This window comes from Variovorax trehalosi (assembly GCF_051216415.1).
Lineage (GTDB): Bacteria > Pseudomonadota > Gammaproteobacteria > Burkholderiales > Burkholderiaceae_C > Variovorax.
In genome coordinates this window covers 318380-333126 of sequence record NZ_JBPJZG010000007.1, presented here as the reverse complement: position 1 = coordinate 333126, position 14747 = coordinate 318380, and the positions used below count along the sequence as shown (strand labels likewise).

The following is a 14747-nucleotide window of genomic DNA, read 5'->3' as shown; positions in this document are numbered from 1 at the left end:
CTCATCCCGAAGTCCACTGGTTGCTCTTCTTTGTCTGGTGCCGCTCCGGATCTCGCTCTCCGCCCTCATTCCTGATGAGGGCCGAAGCCGGTTCCAAACAATGCATTTGGCGCGGCAACTCCTGCTTGTCCATGGTTCGGCCTTGGTCGCATCTCCTATTCGAATTCGTAGCCGACACCCACGCCGATGTTGAACCGGGTCCCGCTGTAGCCGCTGTTGATCTTGTAGACCCACTTTCCGTCGTTCGAGCGTGACGAGAAGCCGATGGCGATCGCGCTGTAGCCCGCGTAGTTGCCCACGCCAACCGACAGCAGGGTCTTGCCCGGCGTCATGGCCTGCGGCAACGTGCTCATCGCGGCGGCCATGGCCACGCCCGAGTAGGCGATGCGCTGCATGCTGGCAATCTGGCCTTGCAACCGGCTCTGCACGGCCCCCAACTGGCCCATGTTCACCGCATCGGTCGGTGCAATGCCCGGCGCCACATTGCTGATGCGCGTGCCACCCAGCGCCTGGCCGCCACCCAGCGTGATCTGGTTGTAGTTGACCGACCCGTCCGGGTTGGTCGCGTACTGAACGCTGCTGGCCTTGGCTGCGGTCGATGCGGCCTTCAGTTGCGCGACGTTGGCCGCATCGCTGTCGGCCGAGCCCGCGGCAACACCCGTGATCTGGCGGAACTGTCCGTTGGCGGCATCGCCCACGGACACCGCGGCTTGCGTGCTGGTCGTGGCCCGGATGGCTGCTTCCTGCTGCGCATTCGCGCTGCCGGGGATGTAGCCCGCGACGCCCGCGGCTCTGGAGGCCACCGAGCCTGAGCCCAGCGCCACGCCACCGCTCTGCTGCACCACCGCACCAAAGCCGATGGCTGTACCGGTGGCAGTGGCTTGCGAACCGGTGCCGATGGCGATGCCGTTTGCCCCCGTAGCCTGTGCGCCAAAGCCCACCGCCACTGTTCCATCGGCCGTCGCCTTCGCACCGTTGCCGGCGGCGAACGAACTGGCGCCGCTGGCCACAGCCTGCGGGCCGATCGCCACGGCTTCTTGGCCGGAGGCGTCCGCCTTCGCCGCCGTTGAGTTGGACTGGAAGTACTTGGTGCCCTTGCCGTTGATCGTGTTGACCGTCGTGCTCAGGCTGCTGATGCTGCTGGTCGCGGTGGCCAAGCCTGTAGAGGTCGAGGTCGACAGGCTGGCAAGGCCGCTGGTCGAGCCGCTCACGCTGGTGGACAGGCTGTTGAGACTGCTGTTGGTCGTGCTCAGGCCCGTCGACAGGCTCGAGATACCGCTGGCGGCAGTGCTCAGGCCCGACGAAGTCGAAGTCGACAGACTGTTGATGTTGCTGTTCGTCGTGCTCAGCCCGCTCGACAGGCTCGAGATGCCGCTGGTGGCGGTGCTCAGGCCCGTGGAGAGGCTGGTGATGCCGCTGACCGCAGTGCTCAGGCCGATGGACAGGCTACCGATGCCGCTGAAAGCAGTGCTCAGACCGGTGGACAGGCTGCCGATGCTGCTGGTCGCCGTGCTCAGGCCGCTCGACGTGGACGTCGAGAGGCTGCTCACAGTGCTGTCGGTCGTGCTCAGGCCGGTGGACAGGCTGGTAATGCCGCTGGTCGCAGTGCTCAGGCCGCTCGACGTGGAGGTCGACAAGCTGCTGATGCTGCTCGTTGCGGTACTCAAGCCGCTCGACATGGACGTCGACAGGCTGCCGACGGTGCTGTTCGTCGTGCTCAGGCCGGTAGACAGGCTGGAGATACCTCTGGTCGCGGTGCTCAGACCCGACGACGTCGAAGTCGAGAGGCTGCTCACACTGCTGTTGGTCGTGCTTAAACCGGTAGACAGGCTGGAGATACCGCTGGTCGCAGTACTCAACCCGCTCGACGTGGAGGTCGACAGGCTGTCAATGCTGCTCGTGGCGGTGCTCAGACCAGACGATGTCGAGGTCGAGAGACTGCTGACGTTGCTATTGGTTGTGCTCAGGCCGGTGGACAGGCTCGAGATACCGCTGCTCGCCGTGCTCAGACCACTGGACGTGGACGTCGACAGGCTATCGATGCTGCTCGTTGCGGTGCTCAAGCCGGACGACGTCGAAGTCGACAGACTGCTGATGCCGCTCGAGGTAGATGTTGACAGGCTGCCGATGCTGCTGGTTGCTGTACTCAGGCCTGACGACGTCGAAGTCGAAAGGCTACCGATGCTGCTCGTCGCAGTGCTCAGGCCAGAGGAGGTCGAAGTCGACAGGCTGCTGATACCGCTCGAAGTAGACGTCGATAGACTGCTGATGCTGCTGGTAGCCGTGCTCAGACCAGACGAGGTTGAAGCCGACAGGCTGCTGATGCCGCTCGAGGTAGATGTTGACAGGCTGCCGATGCTGCTGGTCGCTGTGCTCAGACCTGAAGAGATCGAAGTCGACAGGCTGCTAATACCACTCGAGGTAGATGTTGACAGGCTGCCGATACTGCTCGTCGCTGTGCTCAGGCCAGACGAGGTCGAAGTCGACAAGCTGCTGATGCCACTCGAAGTAGACGTCGACAAACTGCTGATGTTGCTGGTCGCGGTGCTCAAGCCGGACGATGTGGAGGTCGACAGGCTGCCGATACCACTCGAAGTAGACGTCGACAAGCTGCTGATGCTGCTGGTCGCAGTGCTCAAGCCGGACGACGTCGAAGTCGACAGGCTGCTGATGCCACTCGAAGTAGACGTCGACAAGCTACCGACGCTGCTGGTCGCGGTGCTGAGGCCAGACGAGGTCGAAGTCGACAAGCTGCTGATACCACTCGAGGTAGACGTGGACAGGCTGCCGATGCTGCTGGCAGTGGTGCTCATGCCCGTGCTCACCTGGGCCACCGTCGCCACGTCTTGCTGCGCGGCACCGTCGGCCACGTTGGTGATGCGTCGCTGTGCCGAAGACGAACCGACCGAAACTTCCGACGCAGGTGGGGCCTTGCCGGTAAGGAATGCCGTGCCCGTGGGGGCCGCAGCACCGGTCGCGCTGCCCGAACCGATCGCCACGCTGTCGGCATAGGCAGCCTTGGCAGATGCACCCAGTGCCGTCGCCGAGTCGCCGGCTGCGTTGGCAAGGACACCGACCGCCGTACCGAAGGTCTGACTGGCCGACGAGGCAGCACCGAGCGCCGTCGCGCCATACCCGGACGCATTTGCGGAATTACCTGTGGCGAGCGAGACATCACCGCTCGCATTTGTTCTTTCACCGAAAGCCGTGCTCGATGTCCCCGATGCATTGCTCTTGACGCCCACGGCCGTCGAGTTCATTCCCCCCGCGCTCGCGTTTTGTCCGAAAGCGGTGGCGCTGAGGCCAAATGCATTGGAGTTGGTGCCGATGGCGGTGCCAAAAGTGTTGGCCTGAGCACCTGTGCCGATCGCTACCGCTTCCGTGGCATAGGCATTCGCCAAATTACCGATGGCCGTAGCGCTGCGGCCAGTTGCCCCGGCCCCCACACCGATGGCCGCGGCGTTTGTATCGCTGGCCAAACTGTTCAACCCGAAAGCCATCGCTCCCGAGCCCGAGGTGGCGTTGGCATTCTGGCCAAGGGCAACACCCGACGGCGCTGTGTCCGTCACGATGGATTCGGCACCAATGGCAACCGAATTGGCCCCCAGCGACTGGGCGCCTCGAACATCATTGGCGCCAATGGCAACGGAGCCGGCACCGGCCGCCAGCGTGTTGGCGCCGGGACGGAGAGACGTCGTCGAACCGATCGCCGTCGAATTGTTCCCGAATGCCTGCGCGCCGCTGCCGATTGCCGTCGCAAATAGACTGTTGGCGGTCGACCTCTGTCCGATAGCTAGGGTCGCGACTTCTGAAGCATTGGCGTTGAGGCCCAAGGCGAACGCATTTTGCCCCGAGGCTACTGCCGCCGGCCCGATGGCTACGGCCCCTTGGCCCCAGGCATTGGCCGAGATGCCGAGTGCCACCGAATGGCCGCCCAGCGCCGAAGTCCGGCTGGTGCCTGCGGCGCCTCCAATCGCAACACCTCCATTGGCTGCAACGGCCTGTGTTGTTGTGGTTCCATCGCCAGCAAGCGAGCCGATTGCAATACTATTCGGCCCCGATGCGGCACCGCCCCCTCTTTGATACTGAGCGTGGACCACATTGGCCCCTACCAGGCTTCCGACTGTCAGGGCCAGCGCCGCCGTCGCATGCGTCAAGGCTCCGATTGATCGCCCGCCGTCATCGCCCGCGCGCCCGGCAGATGCTTCCTGTGCCGCTGCCACGGTGCTCCTGCTCTTCGACAGCTTGCCGCGTGCCGACGTGACTTCGGATGCAGCCACCCAAGTGCCAAGAGCCTCGTTCCAGATGCTTTTGAAAGACTTATTCATAGCAAGCTATTTCGGTGCGACGCGAGCGGCACTCAGATCCACATGAATTCAGACACGCCGCATGCCCTCGGGGTTGCCCGCGTAAACATTCGGCGTTCGCGTGTCTTTTTTTCGGAGGTGATTGCCCCGTCAACCGAAGAAGCTGTGCTCGTTTCTCCAGCTTCCCAACCCATCCCTGACGACGGGACCCGGCGGCAATCAAAGAACGGGCGGAATCTAATTTCGAGCCGTCAAGGCCGTCTTTTGAGATGTCAAGAAAGCGACTTTCAAAAGAATCGATCGCCTCCGAGCGTGCAGAATTTCCGCGGCACTTTCTCCGATGCACCCTGCATTCAGCGCACCGCCGCGAGCTTCGATCCGTACGCCCGAAGGCAATTCGAGACGTATGGAGATAGCTTGTCGCTGCTCCTGTCAGCGACTAGCTCCGGTGTGTTGATTTCCATGAGGACGTGTGACCCCCAGTGGGTCAAATGAGCGTGGAAATCCCCCCGAGAGGCTGGACTGCCTCAGCCGCTGCCGGAGTGCATGAACCGGTGGTGCGTTGTGCGCAAGCCCGGCCTCGACGGCAGGCGAAGCGCTGGCTTTGGCCGCATTGCGACTGCCCGCGAGGTGCTTGTGCCAGAACGTCTGAATCGGGTTGCTATCTCGAGACCGCTAGCCCTGCGACCAGTCGCCAGAAGAAAGAAACGAATGAAACGCCCACTGCTCCTCGATGGGCAATAGGTCATGGGCCACAACGATGTCTTGCCAAGGCCTGACGCCCCTGGAATGAGTAACGCGAAGGCGTTGACCTCATTAGAACATTCATTCTAGAATAATCATTCTATGACTATCCGGCTGAAGAAATCTGCTCCCGACGCGGTATCGATGAACGCTTGCAAACGAGAAATGCCTTGCAACAAGAGGACCATGCCATGAGTGCTCCACTCCATGCGCCGGCACCCGTGCGCGGCGAAGCACGCCGCCAGCAAGTCCTGGACGCAGCCAGCGCATGCTTTCGCGAACATGGCTTTCATGGCACCAGCATCCAGCGCATCTCGCAGGCCGCAGGCATGAGCGCCGGCCACATCTACCACTACTTCGCCAATAAGGAGGCGATCGTCACCGGCATCGTCGAGCAGGCGCTGCACGAGGCGCTTGAGCAAATGCACTGCATCGGAGAGGCCAGCAAGTCGATCGGCGTCGTGGAGGCGGTGGTCGCCGCGGCGGCGGAGGTTATCAAGGCGCCCGCTCACGAGCGGCGTGCCGGACTCGACCTGGAGATTCTGGCCGAGGCATCTCGCAATCCGGCGATCGCCATCGCGATCCAGCAGGGAGGCAAGATCTGGCGCAGCAAGATGCGCAATCTCTTGCTCCAATTGCCGGCTCTGAAGAGGCTGCCCAGATCCGAACTGGATTCGCGCATCACGGTGATGACTTCCATGTTCGAAGGGCTGGGAATTCGAGCGCTCTGTGATCCATCGATGAGCAAGGTTTCAACCACCGCAGTGGTGCAGCGGGTCCTTCGTACGCTCATGGATGAGTAGCCCTATGCCCAAGAGAACCTGTGCGGAAGCGCAGTCGACATGGCGCGAATCCCCGCCGAGCATGTCGAGGAGGGACGTTGCAGGGGGCATGCGACAACCTCGCGACTGCGCGGTTGGAGACGGCCCGGAGCTGAGCCAGCCGCCGAGAATTCCGAATCATCCTGTGAAGGTCGAATTGCACGCGCCGCCGGCCTGTGCCGCATGGCCAAGCACCGAAATGACCAAGCTCACAGCTTCATCTCGATTGCTCCGGCGTCGGGTGCGGGCCAGGAAATGATCATGGCTGAAGAACTTTCGTCGAAAAGAACGCCTTCCATAGCCGGAGGAGCAACTTCCCTGAGCACCCTGCGTCAGCCTGCACAGACGTACCACGCGAAGAAGGGCAGATCATTCCTCGTGGCACTGGTAGATGGCGATACCGAGCGATGCAACGTCTTGCGCCAACGGCTCGATGCTTTGGGGCATGCCTCCCTGGCGTTCGACACGCTAGAGGACCTGCTTTCTGCGCTGCGTGCCGCGCGGCACTTTGGATGCGTGATGGTCGCACGGCAAGGTGATGGTTCCCAAGCCCAGTTGGAAGCCGTCTTGAGCGCGTCTCGCGCCCCCTTGCTTCTTGTCACTCTCGATGACAGCCTCAGCGTCTTGTCGGACATCGGGGAGTCGTTGCTGGGCTCTGGCGGTGTCGACGTCGTCCCGTTGTCCTGCAGCGATCGCGAGCTGGAGTGGCGACTTCAACTGCTGCTGCTGCGAACGAATGCACATCAGGCCAACGGCGACAGCCTGGTCCGGGGGGCCTATCGCTTTGACACGAGAAGGCGGCTTGCATGGGTCAACGAGCGAAAGGTGTCGCTGCAGCCGTTGGAATTCGAGCTTGCCCTGGAATTCTTCCGGCACGTAAATACCATGATGACGCGCAAGAGGCTCTACACGGTGTTATGGGGAGCCTCCCCTAGTTCTCTGAATTCCCGAAAACTGGATGCCTGTCTCCAATGTCCGTAGAAAGATGGGACTGGAGTCCGACAGCGGCTATCACTTGAGGTCAATCTACCGATATGGCTACGAGCTCAATGAAGTGAGCCGTTAATTTCCATGCGGACGTGATCCGCATTTCCGTGGACGCTTGACCCGCCTGTATTTCAGAACCCACGCCTGTGGTCTTGGCCGCGCCACGCTGCGATCAAAAACCACGAATGGCGCGAGAACGGCGCGGCTGCGCATTGCAATGAGGAGAGAAGAGTCAGGTGGCTACCAACAGATCCACCCCGAGCGACAAAGACCTGATGGCGCTCACGCTGGGAAAAATGCAGGGGTTTTCGACGTGGTCATCCACAGCCATGAGCCTGCTTTTGGCATCTTCCAGATTGTGCTGGCATCAGCGTGGGGACTCGTTGTCGGCATTGGCAAAGGCGCCGGAAATCCTTGTGATCGTGACGGGGCATGCCATTCAATTCGAAACATCGCCCAACGGAACCCGATTGCACTGGGCACTTCGTGGGCCACGTCAGATCCTCGGCTTTTCCAGCATGCTTTTCATCAAGGAGAGTCGCCGCGAGTACGTTGCAAACGACGACGTCGTTGCCATTCATATTGCCGGCGATTCGTTCTTCGATTTGCTCGACAGCGACCCCAGGCGATGGAGAGACATCGGGCGCATGCTGATGCAGCAGGAGCGCGAGCAAATGGACATGGTGTTTGGCCAGATCGTTGGAGAGCTTTCACGGCGGCTCGCCAGCACCATCCAGCAACTTGCCGCTCTGCATGGCATTCGGGCCACCAAGGAAAGCGCCGTCCACTTGCGGGTGACGCAGAAGGATCTGGCTGGTCTATTGCGTGTCAGCCGCCAGTCCGTAAACAAAGAATTAGTTTCCTGGGAGGGCGCCGGCGTGATCAAGCTTAAATTCAATGCGATCGTGATTCTCGATGAATTTGCCTTGAAAAAAATTGCTTGCTCATACACCCCATCCGATAAAGAAGTCGCAGTGTGACCCAAATTAAAAATTGCCCTGGCGACATCGTGATCATGGAGAATTCGCTGCGAATGAATTCTGCCTTCTCGCCATGGTCTCGCGAGGCCATGAATCGATTGCTCTCTTCTTCGGAAATAGGCCGTCATGCGGCTGGTTTTGTTTTTTCTACCGATTTGCGCGAAGTGGCGGAGAGCTTTTTCGTCATTTCGGGAGAAGTCATGGTCACGCTCATATCTCGGGAAGGAGCGCAATTCAACGTGATGATCATGGGTCCCGGCGTTCTTATGGGAATTGCCCAGATATTCAAGGGAACGAGTCAAATCGTTCTTGCCTTCAGGGCGCATTCCGATGTCACGGTGATTCACATGCCAACGTCTTTGGTTGTGGAAATACTTGACCGCGAGCCTGTGCTTTGGAAGGCCATGGTGCTCATGATGACGCGCCAGAGCGCAGCTCAAGTGCACACGGTGAGCAGCCAGATTGCAGGCCCTCTGCGGCAACGTGTCGTGGCTGCCATCGAGAGACTTGCCGCACTTTACGGAACCCGCGCCAGAGGCGGGTTTTCAATTCGCTTGCAAATATCACAAGCAATTCTGGCCACGATGCTGCAGGCCAGTCGCCAAGCGGTGCACAGAGAACTCAAGGCCATCGCAGCCTCTGGCGTGATCAGCCTGCAATACAAAGCCATTGAGATACGAGATCTCGATGCACTGAAGAATTACGCGATCAAAACGTAGTGTGGGGTTCCATCGAGTGGGCTTTTTTCACACGAAATGAGTCAGAGCAACGTTTTGTATGAATCAATTCATGTGCTGTTGTGTCAATCCTCCGTGTCTAATTCACAAAATTCAAGCTGATATGTTTAATACCGTCATTGACGGTTAGATGTTTGTAACCATCGATTTTTCCTGGTTTTGGGTTGTCTAGACTGCGATCCGCCTTGCATGTGCAAGTCGCAATTTAGTCAATTTAATTTCTCAGGGAACGTAGATGCGTAAAACAGCTTTCATCAAAATTGCCACTCTGGCCGTGGCCGGCGCGTTGTCGCAGGGTGCTCTTGCCGCCGACGGCACCATCAATTTCACCGGTGAGATCACCGCGGACGCCTGCTCGGTTTCGCCCAATAGCCAGAACCTGGTCGTGCCGCTCGGCAAGGTCGCGAACAAGTGGTTCGAAGGCACAGTTGCCGGCAAAGCCCAAGTCGGCAAGAAGGCCACGCCCGCCAAGTTCACCATTGACCTGCTGGGCTGCGATATCACCACCATCAAGAATGCCGCCGTCAAGTTCGATGGCGCCGCCGATCTCGGTGACGCCACCGTCCTGCGCGTTGGCGCAGGTGAAGCGACCGGTAGTGGCTTTGCCACTGGCGTCGCGATTGAACTTGGTGATTCGAGCGGCAAGAAAATCAACCTGGGTCAGTCGTCGGGGGACTACGCGCTGAACAAGGGTGACAACTCGCTGAAGTTCCAGGCGGTGTACGTCGCCACCAAGGACACCGTGACCGTGGGCCCGGCCAATGCGATTGCTCAGTTCACGATTGCCTACAAGTAAGTAGCGCCTGCGGCATTCGCAGCCGGCCGCAGCGCACGTCGCTTCGAGCCGGCCGGCGATGTCGCCTATGCCAGGCGCCGCGCCCGGACCCTCGTGTTCCGGCCGGCGTCGGCATCTTTTTTCTTTTCGCCTTTTTTCGACGGTGCATCGATGCGCACCGCCGTGCCAGGACGCGCGTGTTTCATGCGTCTCACCCGCGCCCAAGGACTTTCTCTTATGTACAGCAACAACCGCTTCCGCTGGGCTTTCGCCATCCTGCTGATGCTGGGCCTCCAGTGGCCGGCCGGTGCAGGCGTGTCGCTCGGCGGCACCCGCGTGATCCTCAGCGAGCGGGATCGCGAGGCCTCCATCCCGGTGAAGAACACCGGCACCTCGCCCTACGTGGTCCAGACCTGGATCGATGCCGGCGAAGGCAAGAACAAGACCCCGCTGCTCGTCACGCCGCCGCTGTCGCGGCTCGACCCGGGCATGGAAAACATCCTGCGCATCATGCGCGTGGCCGGCGAGCTGCCGGCCGACCGCGAGTCGGTGTTCTGGCTCAACGTCAAGGAGATTCCCGAGAAGTCGAAGGAGGAGAACGTGCTCCAGATCGCGGTGCGCAGCCGCATCAAGCTGTTCTACCGGCCCTCGAGGCTTGCGGGCAAGTCCAATGAATCGCGCGGCCAACTCAAGTGGGCAGTGAGTGCCGGTGCCCAGGGGCAGGGTGCCGTGCTCAAGGTCGGCAACCCGACGGCCTACCACGTGACTTTCGCCGCCTTGAACATCAACAGCGGCCAGCAGCTGATCAACGCCGACATGCTGCTGCCATTCAGCGAGACGACGTACCCGCTGAGTGCGGTGAAGACGCCGCAGGCTGTCCAGGTCAACTTCACCACGATCAACGACTACGGCGGCGAGACGCCTGAAGAGCGCGTGCAGGTGCCCGCAGGCGCCGAGCCCGTGCCCGTGAAGCCCGAGCCCGTGCCTGCGCCGCCGCCGCCGCCGCCGCCGTCCGCAGGCGACAGCAAGCAATGAAGCGCGCGAAGAGGCGAGTCACCATGCGCTGCCGTACACCAGCTTTCCTCGCGCCGTTCCGGTTGACGTTGTGCGCCGCATTGCTGGGCGCGATGGGGCTGCCCGGCCATGCGCAGCAACGGCTGCCGGCTTCGAATTTCAATGCGGAATTTCTCGGCATCGGCGGCGACCAGCCACATGCGGATCTCTCGCTCTTCTCCTTCGGCAATCGCGTGCTCGCGGGCACGTACATGGTCGACGTGTCGCTCAACGAGCGCGGCGCGGGGCAAACCGAGATCCGCTTCATCGAGAAAGAAGGCAAGAACGATGCGGCACCCTGCTTCACGCGCCGCATGCTGGACGATTGGGGCGTCAACGCGGCGGCCTTCTCCGCGCTCGCCGATGCGGCGGGCGACACTTGCGTCGATCTGGCCGAGACGATTCCCGATGCGACCTTCACCTACGACGCCGGCAAGCAGCGCCTGTTCGTGAGCATTCCGCAGGCGGCGCTCAAGCGCTCGGCGCGCGGGGCGGTCGCTCCCGAGAAATGGGACAAGGGCATCACCGCCGGCATGCTGGACTACCAGGTCAACTTCGCGCGCTACGGCGGCGACAAGTACCGCAACAATCCGAACCCCTTTGCGACCCCACAGAACGTGTTCGACGGCAATCCTTTCGCTGAGCGCAACAAGACCCTGCAGCGCAATACTCTGTTCGCGGGCCTGCGCGCGGGCTTCAATTACGGCGATTGGCGTTTTCGCCACTTCTCGACCTACAACCGCGGTATCGACGGCAACAGCCGCTGGCAGGGCATCAACACCTACGCGCAGCGCGACATCGCTCCGATCAATGGCCAACTGTTGATCGGCGATGGCAGCACCCCCGGCAATTTCTTCGACAGCCTGCCGTTTCGCGGCGTGCAGCTCTCGTCCGACGATGCGATGCTGCCCGACAGCCAGCAGGGCTACGCACCCACCATCCGCGGCGTGGCGCAGACCAATGCGCGCGTGACGGTCCGTCAGAGCGGCTACGTCATCTACAGCACCTTCGTGGCACCGGGCGCCTTCGTCATCGACGACCTGTATCCCACCTCATCGAGCGGCGACCTGGAGGTGACCATTGCCGAGGCCGACGGTCGCCAGACCAAGTACACGCAGGCCTTCTCGGCCGTGCCTACGCTGCTGCGCGAAAGCACCTGGCGCTATTCGGCCACGGTCGGCAAGTACCGGAACGACTCCAACAGCGACAGCGTGCTGGGTATTCGGTCGTCGCTCTCGCAGCCGATGTTCATGCAGGCGACGCTCGCGCGCGGGTTGGGCAACGAGTTCTCGCTCTACGGCGGCCTCCTGATGGCGAACATGTACCAGTCGGTGCTCGTGGGCATGGGCAAGAACCTGCGCGACTTCGGCGCCGTCTCGGTCGACCTGTCGGGCGCGCGCACCACCGACCGCACGCCGATCAACGGCCAGAAGACCTACGACGGCCAGTCGGTGCGCTTCCTCTACTCGAAGGCATTTCTCACTTCTGGTACCAACTTCCGCGTGGCGGGCTACCGCTACTCGACCAGCGGCTACCGCACCTTCCAGGAGGCGGTGCAGATGCAGGATCTGCGGCCCTTGGAGTCGTTCAACAGCCGCCGCAACGAGGTGCGCTTCGATGTCTCGCAGCAGATAGGCAATCTGGGCTCGGTCTTCGCCTCGGCGCGCCAGCAGAGCTACTGGGGTACCGGCGCCAAGGACCGGTTGGTGCAGGTGGGCTACTCGGGCAACTACAAGCAGTTCGGCTATAGCGTCTTCTACAACCACAGCACCGCGCTGAACCGCCCGGCGACTCGCCAGATCATGTTCACGCTGAGCATTCCGCTGGGCGACACGCGCGCCAATGCGATGTACACGGCCAACCGCGACAGCAGCGGGCGGGTCAACCAGCAGGCCAGCGTCTACGGCTCGGCCTTCGACGACAGCCGCCTGACGTACAACATGACGGCCGGCGGCGCGAACCAGGGCGGTGGCAGCAGCGCCAGCGCGAGCGCGAGCTACCTGTCTCCGATCGGGCGTTTCGACGCCGGCTACTCCAAGGGCAGCGGCTATGGGCAGAGCACCTTCGGCATGTCGGGCGGCGTGCTGATCCACGGCGGCGGCGTCACCCTGTCGCAGCCGCTGGGCGAGACCATCGGGCTGGTTCAGGCCCCCAAGGCGGGCGGCGTGGGCGTCGAATCGCAGCCGGGCGTGGCGACCGACGGTGCGGGCAACGCAGTCATTCCCAACCTGAGTCCGTACCGGCTCAATCGGCTGGCGCTGAAGACCGCCGATCTCGGCGACACGGTCGAGGTGAAGAACGCGGCCACGGAAGTGGTGCCCACGCGCGGCGCCGTGGTGATCGCGAAGTTCGAGACCTCGATCGGTTTCCGCCTGCTGATGACGCTGACCGATCCGCAGGGCCGCATGTTGCCGCTGGGTTCGAAGATCGAAAACGAGGCAGGGCAGGAGGTCGGGATCGTCGGCCCCGACAGCCAGGCCTTCGTGACGGGGGCAGGACAGAGCGGCCACCTCATGGTGCGCTGGGGCCAGGGCGAGCGCGACCAATGCGTGGTGCCCTACAGCCTCCCCGAAGAAGCCAACCCGCCGCCGATCCGCGAACTGCAGGGCCGGTGCAGCGCGCAAACCTTTCCCGTGCAGGGCCTCGCGAAATCCAAGGAAGCGGAATGAAAAATTGCGACCACCATCGATCCGGCTGCGACATCGTGCGCCACTCGCTGCTGCGGTGGGTGCTGCCTGCGGCGGCATTGCTGTTCGGCGCGCAGCAGGCATGGGCCAGATGCGATATCAATTCGGGACCCTACGATAAGGAGACCGGCCTTGGAGGCTACACGACCAAGACAATCAACATGCTGGTCGGGGATGTCGTTGTCCCCAATGACGCAAGAGTGGGCCAGGCCCTTCTTCCCGCTCCCAAGGAGTTTCCAATCTATGTAGCAGGGGGCCCTGGCTCGAACACACCGTGGAAATGTTCATCAGATGGCGGCACCGTGACCAGCAAAGTGCGGCAAGGCAACTTGGTTTCGGGCCTGGGGCTGGAGAAGGTCTATACCACCAACGTGGATGGCATCGGAATCCAGCTTTTGCGCAAGGCTGTCGGCGACGCCAGCACGAACAGGTACTACCCCCATGAGCCGATTTTTGGTCGTTTCGAGGAATTCGCTCCGAACGCCGCGTTCGCGGTGCAGTTGTACAAGATCGCGGACAAAACCGGCAGCGGTCCGCTGGACAGCGGCACCTACAGCACGTACGAGGGAGACGACGGCTACTCGGTCCTGACCTCCGTGATCTCGGGTAACGCCATCACCATCATCACACCCACCTGCAGCGTCGACGCGGGGTCGCGCAACATTCCCGTGTCCTTCGGCAAGGTGCCGCTGAGCGGTTTCAAGGGGCGCGGCACCACCACGGCCGAGCGGAATTTCAACATCAAGCTCCAATGCGGCGCCGGTACTGGCGAAAAGAAGCTTCAGGTGCTGTTGCGCATGGATGCCATCGCGGATCCGGCCGGCGATGCGGGCGTGATCCGCCTCACCCAAGGCGGCGCGACCACCGCGAGCGGCGTGGGCATCCAGATCGTCGATGAAAAGAAGGTGCCAGTGACCTACGGCGCCGCGGCGCCGGTCGGTCCCTCGAAGGATGGCCCCTATGTGCTGTCCTACACGGCGCGTTACTTCCAGACCGGCAACAAGGTGACGCCCGGGCGCGCCGACGGGACGGCGACCTTCACGATCCAATACAAGTAGTACGCCAGTCCAGCGGGACTAACTGATGCCGAGAGAAGACGGGTGTGCGAGCGAATCTGTGTTTGTTTTTACTCTTGCAACAGGGAGCGCGCCATGACTTCGATTGTGGAATGAAAGAGAACGCCGTCATCGTCGACATCGAGGCATCGCCTCCACGCTGACGACGGCCGCCGGCGATTCACCAGCGCCAATTTCCCCAAGTGATCGAGAACAACCTTCAGCTGCGGCAGCACGACCGGTTGCTCCAGACGCGACCAACGCTCCGCTCCGCGAGGCTCCAATCTTCATTCATGAATTCGTCGTGAGCGACGGCGTAGACGATCGCATCAGCCCGCAAGGCTGCCTGCTGGGGCGTAAGCCGCACGGATCGCCGGCACGCTCCAACACTTGTCCTGAGGCGACAGCAAGCGTGTGCAAATATCTGCAATTTTTAACAAAAAATGAAAGAGGCAACGCAGAAAAGTCGCATTTTTGACATGCAGATGGGCGAGCTTCCATGTAGGAAATTAGATTCCATTCCGCCCGTCAATGCTGCAGGTGGAGGGTGAGGGCTGACGAATTGGCGCGCTACCGGAGCCCTTCATGGAGCTTCTCGCAT

At 61.7% G+C, this 14747-nt stretch carries 10 protein-coding genes and 1 pseudogene; 9 read left to right on the top strand and 2 right to left on the bottom strand.

Translation table 11 applies throughout. The annotated features are described in order from the left end of the window. Positions 1-155 precede the first annotated feature (155 nt). Positions 156-1157, bottom strand: a complete 1002-nt coding sequence (locus tag ACSFA7_RS26305) for a YadA family autotransporter adhesin (protein ID WP_435502129.1) — start codon at positions 1155-1157, stop codon at positions 156-158. Between ACSFA7_RS26305 and ACSFA7_RS26300 the strand changes: the two genes are divergently transcribed. Further along, entirely contained in the window at positions 1111-3012 is a 1902-nt protein-coding gene (locus tag ACSFA7_RS26300) for a hypothetical protein (protein ID WP_435502131.1), read from the top strand. The genes ACSFA7_RS26305 and ACSFA7_RS26300 overlap by 47 nt on opposite strands. Positions 3013-3080: 68 nt before the next feature. Here the strand turns inward: ACSFA7_RS26300 and ACSFA7_RS26295 are convergent. After that, a pseudogene (locus tag ACSFA7_RS26295) lies at positions 3081-4328 on the bottom strand (ESPR-type extended signal peptide-containing protein); the annotation flags it as partial. Between the two features lie 914 nt (positions 4329-5242). Between ACSFA7_RS26295 and ACSFA7_RS26290 the strand changes: the two are divergent. The 8 genes from ACSFA7_RS26290 (at position 5243) to ACSFA7_RS26255 (ending at position 14149) form a co-directional block, all read left to right on the top strand. Beyond that, on the top strand, positions 5243-5854 hold the full coding sequence (locus tag ACSFA7_RS26290) for a TetR/AcrR family transcriptional regulator (protein WP_435502070.1): 612 nt from the start codon (positions 5243-5245) through the stop codon (positions 5852-5854). Between the two features lie 201 nt (positions 5855-6055). Further along, positions 6056-6853, top strand: a complete 798-nt coding sequence (locus tag ACSFA7_RS26285) for a hypothetical protein (RefSeq protein ID WP_435502069.1) — start codon at positions 6056-6058, stop codon at positions 6851-6853. Between the two features lie 281 nt (positions 6854-7134). After that, positions 7135-7839 (top strand): Crp/Fnr family transcriptional regulator, encoded by a 705-nt coding sequence (locus ACSFA7_RS26280; RefSeq protein ID WP_435502068.1) that lies wholly within the window; start codon positions 7135-7137, stop codon positions 7837-7839. Beyond that, the gene (locus ACSFA7_RS26275) at positions 7836-8558 is read left to right on the top strand and encodes a Crp/Fnr family transcriptional regulator (RefSeq protein WP_435502067.1); all 723 of its coding nucleotides are present in this window, start codon (positions 7836-7838) and stop codon (positions 8556-8558) included. Before ACSFA7_RS26280 ends, ACSFA7_RS26275 begins: the two co-directional genes overlap by 4 nt. A gap of 253 nt (positions 8559-8811) precedes the next feature. Continuing rightward, positions 8812-9372, top strand: coding sequence for a fimbrial protein (locus tag ACSFA7_RS26270; protein WP_435502066.1), 561 nt, complete (start codon positions 8812-8814; stop codon positions 9370-9372). A gap of 216 nt (positions 9373-9588) precedes the next feature. Further along, positions 9589-10386 carry a fimbrial biogenesis chaperone gene (locus ACSFA7_RS26265; protein WP_435502065.1) on the top strand — a complete coding sequence of 266 codons (798 nt, stop codon included), beginning with the start codon at positions 9589-9591 and terminating at the stop codon, positions 10384-10386. 23 nt (positions 10387-10409) lie between these two features. Then, positions 10410-13073, top strand: a complete 2664-nt coding sequence (locus ACSFA7_RS26260) for a fimbria/pilus outer membrane usher protein (protein WP_435502064.1) — start codon at positions 10410-10412, stop codon at positions 13071-13073. Continuing rightward, positions 13070-14149: a fimbrial protein gene (locus ACSFA7_RS26255; protein WP_435502063.1), complete on the top strand. Its 1080-nt coding sequence runs from the start codon at positions 13070-13072 to the stop codon at positions 14147-14149. Before ACSFA7_RS26260 ends, ACSFA7_RS26255 begins: the two co-directional genes overlap by 4 nt. The last annotated feature ends 598 nt before the right edge of the window (positions 14150-14747 follow it).

Bases quoted from the DNA above. Each gene is read 5' to 3' on its own strand.
- ACSFA7_RS26265 (WP_435502065.1), top strand. From the start codon at position 9,589: ATGTACAGCAACAACCGCTTCCGCTGGGCTTTCGCCATCCTGCTGATG.
- ACSFA7_RS26290 (WP_435502070.1), top strand. From the start codon at position 5,243: ATGAGTGCTCCACTCCATGCGCCGGCACCCGTGCGCGGCGAAGCACGC.
- ACSFA7_RS26280 (WP_435502068.1), top strand. From the start codon at position 7,135: ATGGCGCTCACGCTGGGAAAAATGCAGGGGTTTTCGACGTGGTCATCC.
- ACSFA7_RS26270 (WP_435502066.1), top strand. From the start codon at position 8,812: ATGCGTAAAACAGCTTTCATCAAAATTGCCACTCTGGCCGTGGCCGGC.
- ACSFA7_RS26285 (WP_435502069.1), top strand. From the start codon at position 6,056: ATGGCCAAGCACCGAAATGACCAAGCTCACAGCTTCATCTCGATTGCT.
- ACSFA7_RS26260 (WP_435502064.1), top strand. From the start codon at position 10,410: ATGCGCTGCCGTACACCAGCTTTCCTCGCGCCGTTCCGGTTGACGTTG.
- ACSFA7_RS26255 (WP_435502063.1), top strand. From the start codon at position 13,070: ATGAAAAATTGCGACCACCATCGATCCGGCTGCGACATCGTGCGCCAC.